The following is a 20,693-nucleotide window of genomic DNA, read 5'->3' on the forward strand; positions in this document are numbered from 1 at the left end:
GCAGAAAGGATTGTTTTGCTCTGGCACGTCACGCAAGCGGCGGCGTTGGCAGACCGCGCTTGGCATAAAAGGCGTCGACAAAGGCCGCCAATGTACCCTGTTGAATGGCGTCGCGTAAACCAGCCATCACCCGCTGGTAATGCCGCAGGTTGTGGATGGTATTCAACATGCTACCCAGCATTTCGCCGCATTTATCCAGGTGATGCAGATAGGCGCGGGAGAAGTGTTTGCAGGTGTAACAATCGCAGCTCGGATCGAGTGGCGAATCGTCGTGCTTGTGCACCGCGTTGCGAATCTTGATGACGCCGGTGTCGGTGAACAAATGGCCGTTGCGCGCGTTACGCGTCGGCATCACGCAGTCGAACATGTCCACGCCGCGCCGCACCCCCTCGACCAGATCTTCCGGCTTGCCCACGCCCATCAGATAGCGCGGCTTGTCGGCTGGCATCTGCGGCGGCAGGAAGTCCAGCACGCGAATCATCTCCTCTTTCGGCTCGCCCACGGAAAGCCCGCCAATCGCCAGGCCGTCGAAGCCAATCTCGCACAACCCGTCCAGCGAGCGCATGCGCAGCGATTCGTGCATGCCGCCCTGAACGATGCCGAACAGCGCCGACGGGTTGTCGCCATGAGCGACCTTGGAGCGCTTGGCCCAGCGCAGCGACAATTCCATCGAGCGGCGCGCGACGTCCTCGTCAGCCGGATAGGGCGTGCACTCATCGAAGATCATCACGATATCCGAGCCCAGGTCACGCTGGACCTGCATGGACTCTTCCGGCCCCATGAACACCTTGGCGCCATCGACCGGCGACGCGAAGTAGACGCCCTCCTCCTTAATCTTGCGCATCGCCCCCAGACTGAACACCTGAAAACCACCGGAATCGGTAAGGATCGGCCCCTGCCACTGCATGAAGTCGTGCAGGTCGCCGTGGCGCTTGATCACTTCGGTGCCGGGTCGCAGCCAGAGGTGAAAGGTGTTGCCCAGGATGATCTGCGCACCGATCGCTTCGATGTCGCGCGGCAGCATGCCCTTGACGGTACCGTAGGTGCCTACCGGCATGAAGGCCGGCGTTTCCACGGTTCCGCGAGGAAAGGTCAGGCGCCCCCGACGCGCCTTGCCATCGGTGGCGAGTAGCTCGAAAGACATGTGGCAGGTACGGCTCATCGGGTTTCCTCGGGACCGCGCGCGGCGGGGTTGCGGGTAATGAACATGGCGTCGCCATAGCTGAAGAAGCGGTAGCGCTGAGCCACAGCCTCGGCATACGCCGCCATGGTTTCCGGGTAGCCGGCAAAGGCAGAAACCAGCATCAGCAGCGTCGACTCGGGCAGATGGAAATTGGTCACCAGCGCATCGACCACATGAAAGGTCTTGCCCGGATAGATGAAGATATCGGTGTCGCCACTGAACGGCTTGAGCTCGCCGTCGCGTGCAGCCGTTTCCAGCGAGCGGACACTGGTGGTACCCACTGCGATCACCCGACCTCCGCGCGCGCGGCAGGCCGCCACCGCATCGACCACCTCCTGCGTCACTTCCAGCCACTCACGATGCATATGGTGTTCTTCTATGCGCTCCACGCGCACCGGCTGGAAGGTGCCGGCACCGACATGCAGGGTGACATAGGCGGTCTGGACGCCGGCATCGCGGAGTGCATCCAGCAGGGCCTCATCGAAATGCAGCCCGGCGGTCGGAGCCGCCACGGCGCCGGCTCGCTGCGCGTAGACGGTCTGGTAACGCTCGCGATCGGCGGCATCGTCCGGCCTGTCTATATAAGGAGGCAAAGGCATGTGGCCGATGCGCTCGAGCAGCGGCAACACGTCCTCGTCGAAGATGAGCTCGAACAGGGCATCGTGCCGCGCGACCATTTCAGCTGCGCCACCACCGTCGAGCAGGATCTGAGAGCCGGGCTTGGGGGACTTGCTTGAGCGCACATGCGCCAGCACGCTGCGATTGCCGGTCACGCGCTCGACCAGAATCTCCAGCTTGCCGCCGGTAGCCTTCTGACCAAACAGCCGCGCCGGGATGACCCGCGTATTGTTGAAGACCATCAGATCACCGGGCCGCACGTAGTCCAGCAGATCGGCAAAGTTGCGGTGCGACATCTGCCCGGACTCACCGTCGAGCACCAACAGCCGGCTCGCTCGGCGCTCGGCAAGTGGATGACGGGCGATCAGGGCGTCGGGGAGCTCGAAGTAGAAATCGGCGACTTGCATGGGCGGTTTCGGGGCGCGGAAAGGGCGCAAATGTTATCCGAAAGACGTCGAGCTGGCCACGCCAAACGATTGACCACTCAGCCCCGCATCCCTATACTGCGCCGCCACTGTGCCTCGATGGCGGAATCGGTAGACGCAGCGGATTCAAAATCCGCCGTTGGTAACAACGTGAGAGTTCGAGTCTCTCTCGGGGCACCATCACAGTACCAAGCCTGTGCGCAGCGAACTCCGTATCGATATGCGACACAGGCAGAAGCGTCAGCTTTACCGCCTTCTCGCTGACTGAAAAACAACACAGTCAGCCGTGGCTTTGACGATCCGCCGTAGCGGAGATGCATGTCGAACCACCCTTCAAAAGCGCTGAAATGGCGCCGCCTGGACAGGCAAATTCTATGGCTCCGAGGGGTTGGCATTCCCCGGCGAGTTATCGTAGAGTGTGCCCACTGTGTTTGCATGGGTCGCTGTTGAATCGTGACCTGGTGCAGTAGATCTTCAGATCCGCTACTCCGCTCGACTCTCTTACTCCTTGCAACCAGTTCCAGCTTCCTGCTTTGCGGGGGCAATTCTACTTTTGAGTTTCAAGGATACAAAGACATGTCGAATCGTCAGAACGGTACCGTCAAGTGGTTTAACGACGAGAAAGGTTTTGGTTTCATCACTCCTGAGAGCGGTCCGGATCTGTTCGTGCACTTCCGCGCGATCGAAGGCAACGGCTTCAAGAGCCTGAAAGAAGGCCAGAAAGTCAGCTTCATCGCCGTGCAAGGTCAAAAGGGCATGCAGGCCGACCAGGTTCAGATCCTGGGCTAAGCCTTCTCTCCGAAAAGCCCCTGATGGCAACATCAGGGGCTTTTTTATGCGCGCAATTCCGTAGAATGCCCCGCCTTCCCCTTGATCGAGACAAGCAATGCGCCGACATCTGCTGAGCCCGCAGGGCCAATTCCCCGCTGCCGGCCTGATGCGCCGACTGGCAGCAATGTTCTACGACAGCCTGCTTTGCATCGCTCTGATGATGGTGGTGACGCTGTTCTATCAACAGGTGCTGCTGCGCCTGCTATATGGCAGCGACCAACTGAAGGTGCTCGCCGACGCCGGCCGCCTGGATATCGACCCACTGCTCTCGACGCTGCTGCTGTTCAGCCTGTTCGGCTTCTTCGCCAAGTTCTGGACCCACAACGGTCAGACGCTGGGCATGCAGGTCTGGGGCATCCGCATCCAGAACAGCGACGGCCGCGCCATCGATCTGTGGCAGGCGCTGCTGCGCTTTCTGATCGCGATCGTTTCGCTGCTGTGCCTGGGAATGGGCTATTGGTGGATGCTGATCGACAAGCAGAAGCGCACCTGGCACGACATCTATTCCGAGAGCCAGGCGGTGCAACTGCCGAAAAACATCCACAAGAAGTAATCGCAGCGCCCGAGCCATCAGACCTGGCCGGGCACGCGCCTCTCTACCGGTCGCCGTCGCCATGCGCGACGGCGAGGCGATGCCTCAGCCGGCGCGCCTCAGCAACCAGGCGCCGATCAGCGCACAGACACAGGCCGGCAACACCACCGCCAGCAGCGGCGAGAAACCGAACACCTGACTCGCCGGCCCCAGCAGATCCTGAATGATCCGGAACACGAAGCCGACGACCACGCCGGTGAAGATCCGCTGCCCCAGCGTCACCGAACGCAGCGGCCCGAAGATGAAGGAAATCGCCAGGAGCACCAGCGCCACGGTGACCGCCGGCTGCAGGACCTTGGTCCAGAACGCCAGCCAGTAGCGGCTGTTGTTCAGCCCCTGTTCGCCCAGATAGTGAATGTATCGCCACAAGCCGGTGATCGACAGTGCCTCCGGCTCCATCACCACGGTGCCGAGCAGCTGCGGTGTCAGCTGGACGTCCCAACGCTCCTCGGGCGCGCGCGCGACTTCGGTGTGATCACCACGAAAATGGGTGGTGGCAATGTTCTCGAGCCGCCAGTGATCGCCCTGATAGCTGGCGCGACGCGCGAAGCTGGAGGACAGCAGGCGACGTTCCTCGTCGAAGCGGTAACGCGTGACCCCCACCAGCACACCGCCGGGCTGCACCGCGTTGACGTGCACGAACTCGTTTTCCTGACGATGCCACAAGCCGCGCTTGCTGCTCTGCGCCTCACCCGCCCCCTGCGCCAGGGAGCGCCTGGCCTGGGCGATGTCTTCGGTCAGCGGCGCAACATACTCGCCAATCAGAATTCCTGCGACGAGCAGAACGAGCATCGGCTTCATCACTGACAATACGATGCGCCCCAGGGAAACCCCGGCCGCGCGCATGATGGTCAGCTCGCTGCTGCTGGCCAGCGTGCCGAGACCGATCAGACAGCCGATCAGCGCCGCCATCGGCAGCATGTCGTACAACCGGCGCGGCGAGGTCAGCAGGACGTATTGCAGGGCGTCGCCCAGACCGTAGTTGCCCTGGACGTCGCCCAGCTCGTCGATGAACGCGAACAGCAGCGCCAGACCGACGATGATGCCGAGCACCGTGAGGATGGCGAGAAAGACGTGGATACCGATGTAGCGATCGAGCTTAACCACGAGCCACCTCCAGCTGCGCGCGACGCTTCTTCATTCGCAGCCTGATGGGCTCCCAGAACAGCATCAGCAGGCCGATCGCCAGAAACAGCCCGTGCACCCACCACAGACCCAGCGCCATGGGCAGGCGACCCTTGTCCAGCGCACCACGCACGGCGATCAGCAGCGCGAGATAGGTCATGTACAGAAGGATGGCCGGCAGCAGCTTGAGGAAGCGCCCCTGCCGCGGATTGACCTTGGCCAGCGGCACGGCGAGCACGGTGACGACGAATACCAGCAGCGGCAGCGACAGCCGCCAGTGCAGCTCGGTGCGGTGCCGAAGGTTATCGCTACCCAGCAGCTCGCGGGTCGGCATCGCCTCGCGCTCGCTCAGCTCCATGCTCACTTCCGGCTTGGGCAGCAGCACACCGTAGGTGTCGTACTGAATCGCACGGTAATCCGCCTGCCCCGGGTTGCCGTCGTAGCGATAACCATTTTCCAGAATCAGGTATCGGCTGCCGTCCGGCTGAATCTCCTGCCGACCGCTCTCGGCGACGAGTACGGACAGCCCGCTCTCCTTGCCGGTCTGACGCGAAACGTTGGTCTCGGAAATGAACACGCCGCCCAGCTCGCTGCGGTCGGCCGAGAGCTCACGGGTATAGGTGACGCGCGAACCGCCGCGCAGGGTCTGGAAACGCCCTGGCACCAGGGTGTCGAACTCGGTCAGCGAATCCTGCTGATTGAGTATCCGATCCACCTCGGCGATGCCTTGCGGCGCCAGGCCCAGGCTCAGCCAGCCGACCAGCGCAGCGACCAGCGCTGCCGGTGCCAGGCTGTAGGCCAGCAGGCGTCGCTGACTCATGCCCGTGGCCGAGAGCACGGTCATTTCGCTTTCCAGATAGAGGCGCCCGTAGGCCAGCAGGATGCCGAGGAACAACCCCAGCGGCAGGATCAGTTGCAGGAAGCCCGGCAGGCGGAAGCCCATGATCAGCAGCAGCACGCCCGGATCGAGCACCCCCTGCGCAGCCTGGGCCAGATACTTGATGAAGCGGCCGCTCATGATGATCACCAGCAGCACGGCACTGACCGCGCTCATGGTGATCAGCAGCTCTCGGGACAGGTAACGAAAGACGATCAAACCAGACACTCCAGGGTTGTCAGGCTCTGGCGGCAACGCTCAAACTAGCCGCCAGTTGCCGGCCCGCCGCAGCAGACCGTTGGAAATTGGTAATGGCGCGCAAGTCGCGTCGTCGCGATCACTGACAAGCTCAGGCGATTGCAACGTTTCTAGCCTAGCGCAGTCGTCAAGTAACGACCGAACAGGCGAACCACCGGAAAATAAGCCCGGCATTATCCTGCAAACCCGACTCTTTGTCTTGGGGACACCACGTCATGGAATTTGTTGTCAAAAGCGCCAAAGCCTCCACCCAGAAGACCGCCACCCTGATCCTGCCGCTCGGCGAGAACTGCCAGCTCGGCAGCGTCGCACAGAGCGTGGACAGCGCCAGCGCTGGCGCGCTCAGCACTGCGCTCAAGCGGGGCGACATCCAGGGCAAGCCGGGACAGACGCTGCTGCTGCACGGCCTGCCGGGCCTCAAGGCCGAGCGGGTACTGCTGGTCGGCACCGGCAAGGCGGATGAACTCGACAGCCGCCAATGGCGCAAAGTGGTCAATGCAGCGCTGGCGGTCATCAAGAATCTGGGTGGTGGCGATGCTGCTTTCGCCATGCAGGACGTGCAGGTCAAGGGGCGCGACAGCTATGCCCGCACACGCCTGCTGGTGGAGATCGTTGCCGACGGCCAGTACGTGTTCGACCAATTCAAGAGCAAGAAGACCGAACCGCGTGCTCTGCAGAAGATCATCCTGCTCTGCGACAAAGCCGAACAGGCCGGCGTCGAGCGTGCCGCCCGCGAGGCCTCGGCGATCGCCACCGGCATGGCCTTCACCCGCGACCTGGGCAACCTGCCGCCGAACGTCTGCCACCCGACCTTCCTCGCCGATCAGGCCCGGCAGCTGAGCAAGGCCTACAAGGGCGTCAAGCTCGATGTGCTGGACGAGAAGAAACTGCGCGAACTCGGCGCCGGCGCGTTCCTCGCGGTATCCCAGGGCAGCGACCAGCCGGGCTGCATCATCGTTCTGCAGTACAACGGCGGCAAGAAGGGCGACAAGCCCTACGCACTGGTCGGCAAGGGCATTACCTTCGACACCGGCGGCATCAGCCTCAAGCCGGGCCTGGGCATGGACGAGATGAAGTACGACATGGGCGGCGCCGCCAGCGTGCTCGGTACGCTCAAGGCCGTGCTCGAACTGCAGTTGCCGATCAACCTGGTCTGTCTGCTGGCCTGCGCCGAGAACATGCCCAGCGGCGGCGCGACTCGCCCGGGTGACATCGTCACCACCATGAGCGGCCAGACCGTTGAGATCCTCAACACCGACGCCGAAGGCCGACTGGTGCTGTGCGACACCCTGACCTACGCCGAGCGCTTCGAGCCGCGAGCCGTGGTCGACGTGGCCACCCTGACCGGCGCCTGCATCGTCGCGCTGGGCAGCAATACCTCGGGCCTGCTCGGCAACAACGACGAGCTCATCCAGCAGCTGCTGCAGGCCGGCGAAAGCGCCGCCGACCGCGCCTGGCAATTGCCGCTGTTCGACGAGTATCAGGAGCAGCTGGACAGCCCCTTCGCCGACATCGCCAATATCGGCGGGCCCAAGGCCGGCACCATCACTGCCGCCTGCTTCCTCTCGCGCTTCACCAAGAAGTACCCCTGGGCCCACCTGGACATCGCCGGCACCGCCTGGACCAGTGGCGGCAAGGAAAAAGGCGCGACTGGCCGTCCCGTGCCCCTGCTGACCCAGTATCTGCTGGACCGGATCAACGGATGAGCCCGATCACCGCGCGTGACAGCGGCCGACACGGCCCCGCGCTCGCCGGGCCGGCGGGCGCACGTCCATGACACGCATCGAGTTCTACGTGCTGCCGGACGACAACCCGCTCGGGCGGCTGCGCGCGGCCTGCCAGCTGGCAGCCAAAGGCTGGCAACATGGCCTGCAGGTATTCGTCCGCTGCAGTGACGAGGACCAGTCGACCCGGCTCGACGAGCTGCTCTGGAGCTTTCGCGCGGAACGTTTCATCCCGCACGAGCAGTACGCCGAGGAGGTGCAGGCGCCAGTGGTCATCGGGCTCGAACAGGAGCCACCGACCGCCCAGGGCCTGCTGATCAACCTGGCACCGACACTCTCGGCGCATATCGACCGTTTCAGCCGGGTCATCGAGATCGTCAACCAGGAGCCGCAGCTGCTGACCGCCTGCCGGGAGAATTTTCGCCTGTATCGGCGCCAGGGCTATGATCCACAAAGGGTCGAGCTCTAACCGCTCCAATCTTTAGACAGCAAGGGATACCCCCTGGCAAACAGCCGGGATGCACCAGCCCGGAACCACGCAGATGACACCGAAAGCCCCGAACAAACCCGCCGAACTGCTGAGCGATCTCGAATCCATTCGCGCGCTGCTCGGCGACGATTTCCCCGACACCGCCGCAACAGGCGCCCCCGTGGATCCGGACAGCATTCCGCTTCTGTCCGATATCGTCGAACCCGGGCCGGCCATCGCAGCGGCCACCCCCAGCGACGACGAGCCACGGGAAACCAGCGTGCGCAGCGCCTTCCGCTCGCTGGCCGAGCGGCATATCGATCACGAGTTGCGCACCGCGGCCAACCTGATCCTGCAGGAAGTGATCGACGACTTCGTGCCGCAGATCGAAGCCGAGCTCAAGCGCCGCCTGGAAAGCCGGATCGACCGGCTGGTGCGCATACCCCCGCCTCGCAGCTGACCGGTGAATGCGTAGTTAATCCGCACGGCCGCGAAATCTCGCGGCCGTTTGCCTTTATACTTGCCCGTTTTTCCGACCAGCCGTTTTAAGGGTCCCGCCGCATGGACAAGACCTACCAGCCGCACGCCATCGAGACTTCCTGGTACCAGACCTGGGAATCGAACAATTACTTCGCCCCACAAGGCTCCGGCGAGCCCTACACCATCATGATTCCGCCGCCGAACGTCACCGGCAGCCTGCACATGGGCCATGGCTTCAACAACGCAATCATGGATGCGCTGATCCGCTGGCGCCGCATGCAAGGCCGCAACACCCTGTGGCAGCCAGGCACCGACCATGCCGGTATCGCCACGCAGATGGTGGTCGAGCGGCAGCTGGCCGCGCAGGGCACCAGCCGTCATGACCTGGGGCGCGAGAAGTTTCTCGAGAAGGTCTGGCAATGGAAGGAAGAATCCGGCGGCAACATCACCCGGCAGATCCGTCGCCTGGGCAGCTCGGTGGACTGGTCGCGGGAGCGCTTCACCATGGACGACGGCCTTTCCGAGGCGGTCAAGGAAGCCTTCGTACGCCTGCATGAAGACGGCCTGATCTATCGCGGCAAGCGTCTGGTCAACTGGGATACCAAGCTGCACACCGCCATTTCCGATCTGGAAGTGGAAAACCACGACGAGAAGGGTCACCTCTGGCACCTGCGTTATCCGCTGGCCGATGGTTGCAAGACCGCCGATGGCCTGGATTACCTGGTGGTCGCCACCACCCGCCCGGAAACCATGCTCGGCGACGCCGCCGTGGCAGTGCATCCCGAGGACGAGCGCTACAAGAACCTGATCGGCCGCCATGTCATGCTGCCGCTGGTCAACCGCCTGATCCCCATCGTGGCCGATGACTACGTCGATCTCGAGTTCGGTACCGGCTGCGTGAAAATCACCCCCGCTCATGACTTCAACGACTACGAAGTCGGCAAGCGCCACCACCTGCCGCTGATCAATATCTTCGACCAGAACGCCTGCGTGCTGGCCCGCGCCCAGGTGTTCAACATCGACGGCACGGTGAACGACAAGATCGACGGCAGCCTGCCGGACGGCTATGCCCACATGGACCGTTTCGATGCGCGCAAGGCCATCGTCGCCGAGTTCGAGGCCATGAGCCTGCTGGAAAAGATCGACGACCACGCGCTGAAGGTCCCGCGCGGTGATCGCTCGGGCACCATCATCGAGCCCTGGCTGACCGACCAGTGGTACGTTTCCACCAAGCCGCTGGCCGAGAAGGCCATCGCAGCCGTGGAAAGCGGCGAGATCCAGTTCGTGCCCAAGCAGTACGAGAACATGTATTTCAGCTGGATGCGCGACATCCAGGACTGGTGCATCAGCCGCCAGCTCTGGTGGGGCCATCGCATCCCGGCCTGGTACGACGAAGCCGGCAACGTCTATGTCGGCCGCGACGAAGTGGAGGTACGCAGCAAGTACAACCTCTGCAACAACGTCGAGCTGCGTCAGGATGAGGATGTGCTGGACACCTGGTTCAGCTCCGGCCTGTGGACCTTCTCCACCCTCGGCTGGCCGCAGCAGACCGAGTTCCTCAAGACCTTCCACCCCACCGACGTGCTGGTCACCGGCTTCGACATCATCTTCTTCTGGGTCGCCCGGATGATCATGCTGTCCACCCACCTGACCGGGCAGATCCCCTTCAAGACCGTTTACGTGCACGGTCTGGTCCGCGATGGCCAAGGGCAGAAAATGTCCAAGTCCAAGGGCAACGTCCTCGATCCGCTGGACATCGTCGATGGCATCACCCTCGATGAACTGCTGACCAAGCGCACCAGCGGGATGATGCAACCCAAGCTGGCCGAGAAGATCGCCAAGCAGACCCGCGCCGAATTCCCCGAAGGTATCGCCAGCTACGGCACCGACGCCCTGCGCTTCACCTTCTGTTCCCTCGCGTCGACCGGCCGGGATATCAAGTTCGACATGGGTCGTGTCGAGGGTTACCGCAACTTCTGCAACAAGATCTGGAACGCCGCCAATTTCGTCTTCGAAAACACCGAGGGTAAGGACACCGGCGTCAATGGTGAGCCGGTCGAGCTTTCCTCGGTAGATCGCTGGATCATCTCCGCGCTGCAGCGCACCGAAGCCGAAGTGACCCGCCAGCTCGAGGCCTTCCGTTTCGACCTGGCCGCCCAGGCGCTCTACGAGTTCATCTGGGACGAGTACTGCGCCTGGTATCTGGAGCTGGTCAAACCGCTGCTGTGGGACGAGACCGCCAGCGCTGAACGCCAGCGCGGCACCCGGCGCACCCTGGTACGCGTGCTGGAAACCGCACTGCGCCTGGCCCACCCGTTCATGCCGTTCATCACCGAGGAAATCTGGCAGCGCGTCGCGCCGCTGGCCGGCAAGTCCGGGCCGACGCTGATGCTGCAGCCCTGGCCGGAATTCAACCCGGAGCGCATCGATGAAGCCGCCGAAGGCGATATCGAGTGGGTCAAGGCCTTCATGCTCGGCATTCGCCAGATCCGCGGCGAGATGAACATCTCCATGGCCAAGCGCATCGACGTCGTGCTGGGCAACGCCTCGGCCGAGGACCAGCGCCGTCTGGCCGACAACGAGCCGTTGCTGAAGAAACTGGCCAAGCTGGAAAGCGTACGCCTGCTCGGCGGCGGCGAAGAAGCGCCGCTCTCGGCGATCGCCCTGGTGGGCGACATGCAGGTGCTGGTGCCGATGGCCGGCCTGATCGACAAGGACGCCGAACTGGCACGCCTGGACAAGGAAATCGCGCGCCTGGACGGCGAGGTCAAGCGCGTCGGCGGCAAGCTGTCCAACGCCGGCTTCGTCGACAAGGCGCCGGCCGAGGTGATCGACAAGGAGCGCGCCAAACTGGCCGAGGCCGAACAGGCCAAGGCCCGGCTGCAGGAGCAGCGCGACCGTATCGCAACGCTCTGATCAACCGCTCGAAAGCGTTAAATGAGAAGGCCAGCCCGAAAGGTGCTGGCCTTTTTGCTTAAGAAGGTCATCTTGATTGATGACAAGTTATTACCGCGAACGCTGATACACTATGCCGCACATGAAACACCCTTTACAAACTGGCAGGCCGTTATAGCCAAGACGAACAGCCCGACGATGTGAAATGAGCCCCCTGCTGCGAAGCGCAATGCCCATGTATTCCGCCGAACGCGCAACCGTCTCCCAGGGCAGTCCACCGCCCCGAATTGTTTCACCTCGCTAGCGAATCGTTCCCCTGCCAGCCGCTGAGGCTGCGTCGACACACCCGTATGCCCCGGCAAGGTTCCTCAAGATGGAGTCCCTCCGATGTATGCACTCATGGCTGTCGTGTTCGTCTTGGGCTATCTATGTATAGCCTTTGAACATCCCCTGAAAATCGACAAGGCCGCCGCAGCGATTCTGACTGCGGTGTTGTCCTGGACCGTGCTGATTCTGGGCGCAGATAGCATATTGCCACTTCTGCAACCGGGCAGTCATGATCCGATAGACTCGTCGACGGTGGTGGTGACCGAGTTACGCCACCACCTGGGCGAAATTTCCGAGATTCTTTTCTTTCTCCTCGGCGCGATGACCATCGTTGAGTTGATCGACTCCCACGAAGGCTTCAAGGCCGTCACCGATCGCATCCAGACGCGCAAACGCGCGCATTTGCTGTGGATCATCGGCTTCCTGACCTTCTTCCTCTCCGCAGCGCTGGACAACCTGACCACCACCATCGTCATGGTTTCGCTGCTGCGCAAGCTGATCCGTGGTCGTCCGGAACGCTGGCTCTATGTCGGTATTGTGGTTATCGCAGCCAACGCCGGTGGCGCCTGGTCGCCGATCGGAGACGTGACCACTACCATGCTCTGGATCGGCGGTCAGATCACCGCATCCGGCGTTATCACCAGTTTGTTCCTGCCGAGTCTGGTCTGCCTGCTGGTGCCGCTGACCATCCTCAGCTTCACCCTGCGCGGTGAGGCTCCGCGTCCGCGTGCCCGGGCTCACTTGGCGGAGAAGCACCCACCGGCCACCAGCACCTTCGAACGCAATCTGGTACTGGGCCTCGGTCTGGGTGCCCTGTTGTTCGTCCCGGTGTTCAAGACGGTGACCCACCTGCCCCCATACATGGGCATCCTCTTCGGCCTTGGTGTTCTCTGGGTAACGACCGAGTTCATCCATCGCAACAAGAATGACGAGGACAAGCACCCGCTTTCGGTGGTCGGCGTCCTGCGCAAGGTCGACACACCCAGCGTACTGTTCTTCCTCGGCATCCTGCTGGCGGTTTCTGCTCTGGCCACCGCTGGCCATCTGACCCAGGTCGCCACCGCGTTGCGTGAAACCTTCGGCCATGTCTACGCCATCAACTACGCCATCGGCTTGCTCTCGGCGATTGTGGACAACGTACCGCTGGTGGCTGGCTCGATGAAAATGTACCCGCTGGTCAGCCCGGCCACATTGGCTGGAGCCGCCCCGGCAGAAGCCGGCTGGATGTCCCAGTTCGTCGTCGACGGCAACTTCTGGGAAATGCTGGCCTACTGCGCCGGTACCGGCGGCAGCACGCTGATCATCGGCTCGGCCGCAGGTGTCGCCGCGATGGGCATGGAGAAGATCAGCTTCACCTGGTACATCAAGCGCGTCAGCCTGCTGGCCTTCCTCGGTTACACTGCGGGCGCCGCGACCTACATCGGCATGCTCGCGCTGCGCTGAACGTAGCGAGCCCGGCCAGGTCGCAGTCCCCACAGACGACCTGGCCAGGGACCTTCCATGACCGTCAGCAAGACCAAAACCAGCTTCTACCGCCGACTCTACGTCGCCTGGCTGATCGACAGCGGCACCGCCTGCAGCGTCCCGGCGTTGATGGAAGCCACCGGTATGCCGCGCCGCACCGCCCAGGACACCCTGGCCGCCCTGGCCGACCTGGATATCGACTGCGTCTTCGTCCAGGACGACGGCGAACGGCATAACGCCGGGCGCTACCTGATCCGCGACTGGGGCGCCATCGACAGGGGCTGGATCGAACGCCAGCTGCCGCAGATCAAAGCCATCCTCGATTACCCCTGATTGCCATGAACGGCGATCTGCTTCTGGTCCTCGCCCTGCTGGCCGGCTGCGTCGGCCTGTTCGTGCTGAACAGGCCGCGCATGGACGTGGTCGCGCTGCTGGCCATGGTCGCCCTGCCCCTGACCGGCGTGCTCAGCGTGCAGGAGGCACTGGCCGGCTTCAGCGATCCGAGCGTGGTGCTGATCGCCGCACTGTTCGTCATCGGCGACGGCCTGGTACGCACCGGCATCGCCTACCGCCTGGGCGACTGGCTGATGCGCGCCGCGGGCAGCAGCGAAACGCGCCTGCTGGTGCTGCTGATGCTGGCGGTCGCCGGGCTCGGCTCGGTGATGAGCTCCACCGGCGTGGTGGCCATCTTCATTCCCGTGGTGCTGGGTATCGCCAACCGCATGAAGGTCTCGCCGCGGCGCCTGCTGATGCCGCTGGCCTTTGCCGGCCTCATCAGCGGCATGCTGACCCTGGTGGCGACGCCGCCGAACCTGGTGGTCAACAGCGAACTGCGCCGCGCCGGCCTCGAGGGCTTCGCCTTCTTCGACTTCACGCCCATCGGCCTGGCGATCCTGCTGCTCGGGATTGGCTACATGCTGCTGGCGCGGCGCTGGCTCGGCTCCGACAAGCACGGCCCGGCCGTGGAACCGCGACACACCCTGGCCGATCTCGCGCGAGATTACCGGCTCGACGAGCGCGAGCGACGCCTGCGCGTGCTGCCCGGCTCGATCCTGGCCAATCAGGCACTGGACGCCCTGCGGCTGCGCAGCGAGTACGGCATCAACGTGATCGCCATCGAGCGCACGCACCGGTTTCGTAAGCAGCTGCTGATCGCCACCGGCAACACCGAACTCTTCGTCGGTGACGTGCTGCTGGTGGACCTGGCCAGCCCGGCCATCGGCCTGCTCGGTGCCTACCGCGAACTCGGTCTCGAGCCGCTGCAGCTGAGCACCTCCTACTATGCCGACCACGCCCGCGAGCTGGGCCTGGCGGAAGTGGCGCTGCCACCGGACTCGCGCCTGCCGGGCAAGACCATCCAGCAGCTGGGTTTTCGCAGCCGACACAAGCTCAACGTCGTCGGGCTGCGGCGCAATCGAGAGGCGCTGCAGGGTCTGCTGGTGGACGAGAAGCTAAAGCCGGCCGACACCCTGCTGGTTGCCGGCAGCTGGAAGCACATCCACCGCTTGCAGGGTCTGAGCCGCGACTTCCTGGTGCTGAGCCTGCCGGCGGAGGTGGACGACGTGGCGCCCGCGGCCAACCAGGCGCCATTCGCCCTGCTCGGCCTGGCGCTGATGGTCGCACTGATGGTCAGCGGCCTGGTGCCCAACGTGCTGGCGGCGCTGATCGGCTGTCTGGTCATGGGCCTGTTCCGCTGCATCGACATGGACAGCGCCTACAAGGCGATCCACTGGCAGAGCCTGGTGCTGATCGTCGGCATGCTGCCGTTCGCCCTCGCGCTGCAGAAGACCGGCGGCATCGCCCTCGCCACCTCGGGGCTGGTCGGTCTGCTCGGCGATGCCGGACCGCACGCGCTGCTCGCCTGCCTGTTCCTGCTCACCGCACTGATCGGCCTGTTCATCTCCAACACCGCCACCGCCGTGCTGATGGCGCCGGTGGCGCTGGCCACCGCCGAACAGCTGGGTGCCTCGCCGTACCCGTTCGCCATGATCGTCGCGCTCGCCGCCTCGGCCGCCTTCATGACGCCGATCTCCTCGCCGGTGAACACCCTGGTGCTCGGCCCGGGGCAGTACCGTTTCGGCGACTTCGTGCGCATCGGCGTGCCCTTCACCGTGCTGGTGATGACCGTCGCGGTGCTGCTGGTACCGCTGGTGTTTCCGCTCTGAGACGGCATCACGCAGGGCGCCGTGACGCTCAATGTGCCATGGCGGGCAAGCGGCACAGTCGTTAAGCTCAGGACCTCATTCGAAAAAGAACAACTCCATGCCTCAACGCGTCGCGCTGTTTCCGGTCCTGCTGGCCGGTGCCATTCTTTTGCTGGTCGTCCACGGCCTTGGCCGCTTCGTATACACCCCGCTGCTGCCCTGGCTGGTGGAAGACGGCCTGCTGACCGTGCAGGAAGGCGCCAGCATCGCCAGCTGGAACTACCTCGGTTACCTGATCGGCGCGCTGCTCGCGGTGCGCTGGCACCGCGTCGCGCAGATCCGCCGCAGCCTGCCCTGGGCACTGGCGTTGCACGTGCTCAGCAGCCTGCTGCAGACCCAGGCCGAATCCGCCGATGCCCTCGCCGCGCTGCGCCTGGCCAACGGCATCAGCAATGGCCTGGTGTTCGTCCAGGCGCCCTCGCTGATCCTCGAGTGGCTGGCACGACAGCAACGCGTGTCGGCCAGCGGGCTGGTCTACCTCGGCGTTTGCGTCGGCCTGATCCTGTCCAGCCTGCTGGTCAGCCTGAGCGACGGTTACCTGCTGGGCGCCGATCGCTGGTGGCCGGCGGCGCTGCTGTCGATACCACTGGCCTGGTGGGGCTGGCGCCAGCTTTCGCGACTGGACCTGCCAACCGAGCAGGCCCCCGCCCCGTCCGCGACGGCGCCGAGTGGCAAGCTGCTCGACCGCGCCAGCACGCCTCTGTTTCTTTCCTACGCTGGCGCCGGGATGGGCTACATCCTGCCGATGACCTTTCTGCCCATGGTGGCGCGCCTGCAGGTGGAGCCCGGCGACTTTCTCATCGGCGGCAGCTGGCTGGTGGTGGCGCTGGCAACCCTGCCCTCGCCCTGGCTGTGGAACCGTCTGGGTGTGCGCCTGGGCGACGACATCGCCCTGCGCCTGAGCTATCTGACCCAGCTGCTCGGCGTGCTGGCCGCTCTGCTGTTGCCGGGGGCCGTCGGCATCCTGCTGTGTGCGGTGCTGGTCGGCGGTACCTTCCTCGGCACCGTGCTGCTGACCCAGCGCCTGGCCCGCGCGCTGCAGCCGCATCAGGGCCCACGCCTGTCGGCGGCACTGATCGCGCTGTACGGCCTGACCCAACTGGCCGCGCCCTGGCTGACCAGCATCTGGATGGGCATGGGCGGCAGCCTGCACAGCGCCTTCTGGCTTGGCGCCGGCGCGCTGCTCTGGGGGCTGCTGTGGATGCTGATGGTGCCGCGCCGGCACTAGCCAGCCGAGGCGGTTGTGGGACAATGCGCGCCCAGCCGCCAACCTCCAGTCGACCCGATGCCACGCAAAACCTCGTCCCAGCCGCGCCCTGCCGAACCGAAGGCCGTGCTGCATCCACGCAACCGCCACAGCGGCCGCTACGACTTTCCCAAGCTGATCGCCGCCTGCCCGGAGCTGGGCGAGTACGTCATCCTCAATCCCTACGGCAAGCAGAGCATCGACTTCGCCAATCCGGATGCGGTAAGGGTGTTCAACCGCGCACTGCTGCGGCAGTTCTACGGTATTCAGCACTGGGACATTCCTGCCGGCTACCTCTGCCCGCCGGTGCCGGGGCGGGCGGATTACCTGCACGGCCTGGCCGACCTGCTGGCCGCCGATAACGCCGGCGTCATCCCGCGCGGGGCCGCGGTCCGGGTGCTCGATATCGGCACCGGCGCCAACTGCATCTACCCGCTGATCGGCCATCGCGAATATGGCTGGCGCTTCACTGGCAGCGACATCGACGCCACGGCGCTGGCCTCGGCGCGCACCATCGTCGCGGCCAACAGGCTAGACAAGGCCATCGAGTTGCGCCGGCAGGACACCTCGACGCAGCTCTTCAAGGGCATCCTGGCGGCGGACGAGCGCTTCGAGTTGACCCTGTGCAATCCGCCATTCCACGCCTCGCAGGCCGAGGCTGCCAGCGGCAGTCAGCGCAAGTGGCGCAATCTTGGCAAGCTGGACCCGAGCCGCAAGCTGCCGAAGCTGAACTTCGGCGGCCAGGCGGCAGAGCTCTGGTGCGAGGGTGGCGAGGCGGCATTCGTCGCGCGCATGGCGGACGAGAGCGTGGCGTTCGCCAAGCAGGTCTACCGGTTCAGTACGCTGGTATCGAAGGGTGGCAACGTGGCACCGCTGATGGCGCGCTTGCAACGCCTGGGTGCGCTGCAGGTTCAGGCGCTGGATATGGCCCAGGGGCAGAAGAAAAGTCGCTTCGTCACCTGGACCTTTCTCGATGCAGCCGAGCAGGCTGCCTGGCGCACCGAGCGCTGGCCGCGGTCCTGAACCGCGGCGACGCTCAACGCCGTAGATGCATCAGACGGCAATGTCCCAGACCTGGCGGTCTTTGAGCGCCAGCGTACGGATGTAGCGCGGCTCGCCGTTGATCTCTTCCAGTTCGGTCATCCCGGCCAGCTCGCCCACCACGCGGTATCGCTTGCCGACGCGCTTGTCCTTCAGCGGATAGAGCTTGGCGATTTGCTGGGCGAGTTCGGTGAGAGTGGACATCGGTTATTGCTCCATTGACTGCGTGCGGCAGGTATTTACCAACTGTTGATGACGGTTATGCGACAGCCGTGCCTGAAATCAGGGGACCCGGACAGTCACGTGTTAGTGGGCGTGCACGCACAAATGCCGATAGCTTGCTGCTAAGAACCGGCGATTTGTTCTTAACTTCTTCTACGCCGCTTCGTCTTTGAGCAGTGAACGGCCAATTGATTCCCTGCTTGCCGTACCGTTTGGCGGCCGTTGCGGTGCCAGACTGCGGGAGCGGAAGAAGAAAACGGATCGAACGAGGAAACCGGCGGCACTGCCGCCAGGCTCAGCAGGTGCCCAGGCCCAGCTGCAGCAGCGCCAGGCCACCGCGCTGCCAGCCCCACCAGGCGAGCAGCGCCAGCGCGCCCAGTAGCAGGGCACCCGCCGCGCCGAGCCACAGGCGACGCATCAGTTGGCCTGTGCCGCGCGCAACCTATCCACCGGCTGCTCGCGAATCGGCCAGTTGAGCACCGCGGCGATCAGGCTGAGGGCGATCGCGATCTGCCAGACCAGGTCATAGCTGCCGGTACGGTCGTACAGCCAACCGCCCAGCCAACCGCCGAAGAACGAGCCCAGCTGATGGAACAGGAAGGCGATGCCACCGAGCATGGACAGGTTGCGCACGCCGAACATGGTAGCCACCGTGCCGTTGGTGAGCGGCACCGTGGACAGCCAGAGCAGCCCCATGACGATGCCGAACGCATAGGCGCTCCACACGCTCAGCGGCATCAGCAGGAAGATGCTGATCACCACCCCGCGGATCAGGTACAGCCCGGCAAGCAGCTTCGGCTTGGAGTAGCAGCTGCCGAGCCAGCCGGCGGTGTAGGTGCCTACCACGTTGAACAGCCCGACCAGCGCCAGCACGGTGGTGCCGACCTGCGCCGGCAGGTGCTGGTCGACCAGATAGGCCGGCAGGTGCAAACCGATGAACACCACCTGAAACCCGCAGACGAAGAAACCCAGCGCCAGCAGGCGGAACCCCGAATGACCGACCGCTTCGCGCAGCGCCTCACCCAGCGACTGCTGCGTTCCGGCCGCCGCCGGCGCCTGAGCGGGGCTGCGCATCATGCCGGCGAGCGGCACGATCAAGGCGACCAGCAAGGCCAGCGCCAGCAATGCCGAGGACCAGCCCAGCCATTCGATCAGCCCCAGGCTACCCGGCAGCATGATGAACTGGCCGAAGGAGCCGGCCGCACTGGCGATACCCATCGCCATGCTGCGCTTCTCTGGCGGCACCGCGCGGCCGACAGCGCCGAGAATCACGGAAAACGAGGTACCCGACAGGCCCAGGCCGATCAGCAGTCCGGCGCTGAGGGTCAGCGTCGCTGGGGAATCGGACACCGCCATCAGCGCCAGCCCCACCGCATAGAGAATGCCGCCGATGAGCACGGCACGTGCGACGCCGAAGCGATCGGCCAGCGCACCGGTCACCGGCTGCACCAGCCCCCAGATCAGGTTCTGCACAGCAATGGCGAAGGCGAACACTTCCCGCCCCCAGCCGAACTCAGCACTCATCGGCGGCAGGAACAGGCCGAAGCCATGCCGCACCCCGAGGGAAATGGCGAGGATCAGCGAACCACCGGCGAGTATCCAGGCAGCATTGCGCCATGCAGCAGTCATAGAAACGTACCCTGTTGAGAGGGCAGCCAGTCTACTCGCGGCGGCTACCCTTCCGGCAAGCCCGATTTGCCTCGGGCCGCCGCATGCCGCCTGGTTTGGCGTTAGAGGATCGTCAGTCCCAGCGCCATCAGCAGCGGTGTCGCGACGCTGATGGCCGCGTTCAGCCCCAGGGCAGGCAACAGTCGCTGCGGCCGGTGCCACAGCAGCCATGTCGCGCGCAAAGCCAGCGGCAGACAGAGCAGCCCCAGACCGGCGCCGGAAATCTCGGCCTGATAGAGCGCCAGCAGCAACGCGCCGTAGGCCAGCAGCCATTGGCCGATGACCACCCACAGCGCTCCGTCGCAGCCAAGCCGCATCGGCAGGGTACGCCGGCCCACCGCCCGATCCGCCTCGACGTCCGGAAACTGGGCGAGCAGCAGCAGGTTGTTGCACAACAGCAGCGGCGTCAGGGTCAGCCACAGATCGCCTGCGCTCGGCGGGCCGGCCAGGGCGATGCGCGTCCCCAGGACCATCAGGGCGAAGCCCAGCCCAGGGGCGAACAGACAGAGCCAGGGGTGCCGTGTCAGCCAGGGCGTGTAGCCAACCACCAGCAGCAGGCCGACCACTCCGAGCGGCGCCAGGCTGCTCAGCAGCTGTGGCTTGCGCAAGAGGAAGAACAGCCCGATCAGCACGCAGAACAGCAGACAGCCGAGCCCGAGCAGCAGTGTGCGACGCAGCAGGTGCGGCAGGACCACGAGCGTGCCGCTGCCGCCGCTGAACGCGGTGCGACGGGTTTGCAGATCCAGCCCGCTGCGGTAGTCGCCCCACTCGTTGAGGGCATTGACCGCCACATGCGCGGCCAGGGCGCCGAGCAGCACCAGCACGGCTTCGCCGATCACCAGTTCCCCGCCGGGCGCACTTGCCGCCAGGGCGATGCCGAGCGCCACGCAGCTCAGCGTCAGGAGGAGGAAACGCCCACGCGCGACGCCCAACCAGGCCAGGAATTCATTGTTCACATGCCGTACCTCGCAAAGCCGATGCAGTCAGCAGGCTAGCGCTGCATGCGGTCCCCGACATTGATCCGTGTCCGCTACCCTGAGCAGA

Annotated in this window: 19 protein-coding genes and 1 tRNA gene; 12 read left to right on the forward strand and 8 right to left on the reverse strand. The window is 64.5% G+C overall.

What is annotated here, in order from left to right; translation table 11 throughout:
• Positions 1 to 28 precede the first annotated feature (28 nt).
• Both tgt and queA read right to left on the reverse strand, forming a co-directional pair.
• Complete coding sequence (tgt, locus tag PSTAB_RS15375) at positions 29 to 1,144, reverse strand: tRNA guanosine(34) transglycosylase Tgt (protein ID WP_020307028.1); 1,116 nt, start codon at positions 1,142 to 1,144, stop codon at positions 29 to 31.
• Between the two features lie 14 nt (positions 1,145 to 1,158).
• Complete coding sequence (queA, locus tag PSTAB_RS15380; protein WP_013983656.1) at positions 1,159 to 2,208, reverse strand: tRNA preQ1(34) S-adenosylmethionine ribosyltransferase-isomerase QueA; 1,050 nt, start codon at positions 2,206 to 2,208, stop codon at positions 1,159 to 1,161.
• 111 nt (positions 2,209 to 2,319) lie between these two features.
• Between queA and PSTAB_RS15385 the strand changes: the two genes are divergently transcribed.
• The 3 genes from PSTAB_RS15385 (at position 2,320) to PSTAB_RS15395 (ending at position 3,610) form a co-directional block, all read left to right on the forward strand.
• A tRNA-Leu gene (locus PSTAB_RS15385) sits at positions 2,320 to 2,406 on the forward strand.
• A 396-nt stretch (positions 2,407 to 2,802) separates the two neighbouring features.
• Positions 2,803 to 3,015, forward strand: coding sequence for a cold-shock protein (locus tag PSTAB_RS15390; RefSeq protein WP_003246255.1), 213 nt, complete (start codon positions 2,803 to 2,805; stop codon positions 3,013 to 3,015).
• A gap of 97 nt (positions 3,016 to 3,112) precedes the next feature.
• Entirely contained in the window at positions 3,113 to 3,610 is a 498-nt protein-coding gene (locus PSTAB_RS15395; RefSeq protein ID WP_013983657.1) for an RDD family protein, read from the forward strand.
• Between the two features lie 84 nt (positions 3,611 to 3,694).
• Here PSTAB_RS15395 and lptG read toward each other — a convergent pair whose 3' ends face one another.
• The gene (gene lptG, locus PSTAB_RS15400; RefSeq protein WP_013983658.1) at positions 3,695 to 4,756 is read right to left on the reverse strand and encodes an LPS export ABC transporter permease LptG; all 1,062 of its coding nucleotides are present in this window, start codon (positions 4,754 to 4,756) and stop codon (positions 3,695 to 3,697) included.
• The gene (gene lptF, locus PSTAB_RS15405; protein ID WP_013983659.1) at positions 4,749 to 5,870 is read right to left on the reverse strand and encodes an LPS export ABC transporter permease LptF; all 1,122 of its coding nucleotides are present in this window, start codon (positions 5,868 to 5,870) and stop codon (positions 4,749 to 4,751) included. Before lptF ends, lptG begins: the two co-directional genes overlap by 8 nt.
• Before the next feature lie 254 nt (positions 5,871 to 6,124).
• Between lptF and PSTAB_RS15410 the strand changes: the two genes are divergently transcribed.
• The 9 genes from PSTAB_RS15410 to rlmF all read left to right on the forward strand — a co-directional run bounded on the left by PSTAB_RS15410 (position 6,125) and on the right by rlmF (position 17,741).
• On the forward strand, positions 6,125 to 7,615 hold the full coding sequence (locus PSTAB_RS15410) for a leucyl aminopeptidase (protein ID WP_013983660.1): 1,491 nt from the start codon (positions 6,125 to 6,127) through the stop codon (positions 7,613 to 7,615).
• A 67-nt stretch (positions 7,616 to 7,682) separates the two neighbouring features.
• The gene (locus PSTAB_RS15415) at positions 7,683 to 8,102 is read left to right on the forward strand and encodes a DNA polymerase III subunit chi (RefSeq protein ID WP_011914152.1); all 420 of its coding nucleotides are present in this window, start codon (positions 7,683 to 7,685) and stop codon (positions 8,100 to 8,102) included.
• A gap of 73 nt (positions 8,103 to 8,175) precedes the next feature.
• Positions 8,176 to 8,562 (forward strand): hypothetical protein, encoded by a 387-nt coding sequence (locus tag PSTAB_RS15420; protein ID WP_013983661.1) that lies wholly within the window; start codon positions 8,176 to 8,178, stop codon positions 8,560 to 8,562.
• Positions 8,563 to 8,663: 101 nt separating this feature from the next.
• Complete coding sequence (locus PSTAB_RS15425) at positions 8,664 to 11,498, forward strand: valine--tRNA ligase (protein WP_013983662.1); 2,835 nt, start codon at positions 8,664 to 8,666, stop codon at positions 11,496 to 11,498.
• A 366-nt stretch (positions 11,499 to 11,864) separates the two neighbouring features.
• A complete protein-coding gene (nhaD, locus tag PSTAB_RS15430; RefSeq protein WP_013983663.1) occupies positions 11,865 to 13,247 on the forward strand; it encodes a sodium:proton antiporter NhaD in 1,383 nt (460 codons plus the stop codon).
• Between the two features lie 57 nt (positions 13,248 to 13,304).
• Positions 13,305 to 13,601 (forward strand): winged helix-turn-helix domain-containing protein, encoded by a 297-nt coding sequence (locus PSTAB_RS15435; protein ID WP_011914156.1) that lies wholly within the window; start codon positions 13,305 to 13,307, stop codon positions 13,599 to 13,601.
• Positions 13,602 to 13,606: 5 nt separating this feature from the next.
• Complete coding sequence (locus PSTAB_RS15440) at positions 13,607 to 15,433, forward strand: SLC13 family permease (RefSeq protein ID WP_013983664.1); 1,827 nt, start codon at positions 13,607 to 13,609, stop codon at positions 15,431 to 15,433.
• A 97-nt stretch (positions 15,434 to 15,530) separates the two neighbouring features.
• Positions 15,531 to 16,700 (forward strand): YbfB/YjiJ family MFS transporter, encoded by a 1,170-nt coding sequence (locus tag PSTAB_RS15445; protein WP_013983665.1) that lies wholly within the window; start codon positions 15,531 to 15,533, stop codon positions 16,698 to 16,700.
• Positions 16,701 to 16,757: 57 nt separating this feature from the next.
• Complete coding sequence (rlmF, locus tag PSTAB_RS15450) at positions 16,758 to 17,741, forward strand: 23S rRNA (adenine(1618)-N(6))-methyltransferase RlmF (protein WP_041771808.1); 984 nt, start codon at positions 16,758 to 16,760, stop codon at positions 17,739 to 17,741.
• Between the two features lie 30 nt (positions 17,742 to 17,771).
• On the opposite strand, the gene PSTAB_RS15455 is transcribed toward rlmF, so the two are convergent.
• From PSTAB_RS15455 to PSTAB_RS15465, 4 genes are all read right to left on the reverse strand, one after another.
• Positions 17,772 to 17,963 carry a hypothetical protein gene (locus PSTAB_RS15455; protein ID WP_011914160.1) on the reverse strand — a complete coding sequence of 64 codons (192 nt, stop codon included), beginning with the start codon at positions 17,961 to 17,963 and terminating at the stop codon, positions 17,772 to 17,774.
• A gap of 313 nt (positions 17,964 to 18,276) precedes the next feature.
• Positions 18,277 to 18,399, reverse strand: coding sequence for a hypothetical protein (locus PSTAB_RS22055; RefSeq protein WP_013983667.1), 123 nt, complete (start codon positions 18,397 to 18,399; stop codon positions 18,277 to 18,279).
• A complete protein-coding gene (locus PSTAB_RS15460; RefSeq protein ID WP_013983668.1) occupies positions 18,399 to 19,610 on the reverse strand; it encodes an MFS transporter in 1,212 nt (403 codons plus the stop codon). The genes PSTAB_RS22055 and PSTAB_RS15460 overlap by 1 nt, the downstream gene beginning before the upstream one ends.
• Before the next feature lie 101 nt (positions 19,611 to 19,711).
• Positions 19,712 to 20,605 (reverse strand): prenyltransferase, encoded by an 894-nt coding sequence (locus tag PSTAB_RS15465; RefSeq protein WP_013983669.1) that lies wholly within the window; start codon positions 20,603 to 20,605, stop codon positions 19,712 to 19,714.
• Between the last annotated feature and the right edge of the window lie 88 nt (positions 20,606 to 20,693).

The organism is Stutzerimonas stutzeri (assembly GCF_000219605.1).
Taxonomy (GTDB): Bacteria; Pseudomonadota; Gammaproteobacteria; order Pseudomonadales; family Pseudomonadaceae; genus Stutzerimonas; species Stutzerimonas stutzeri.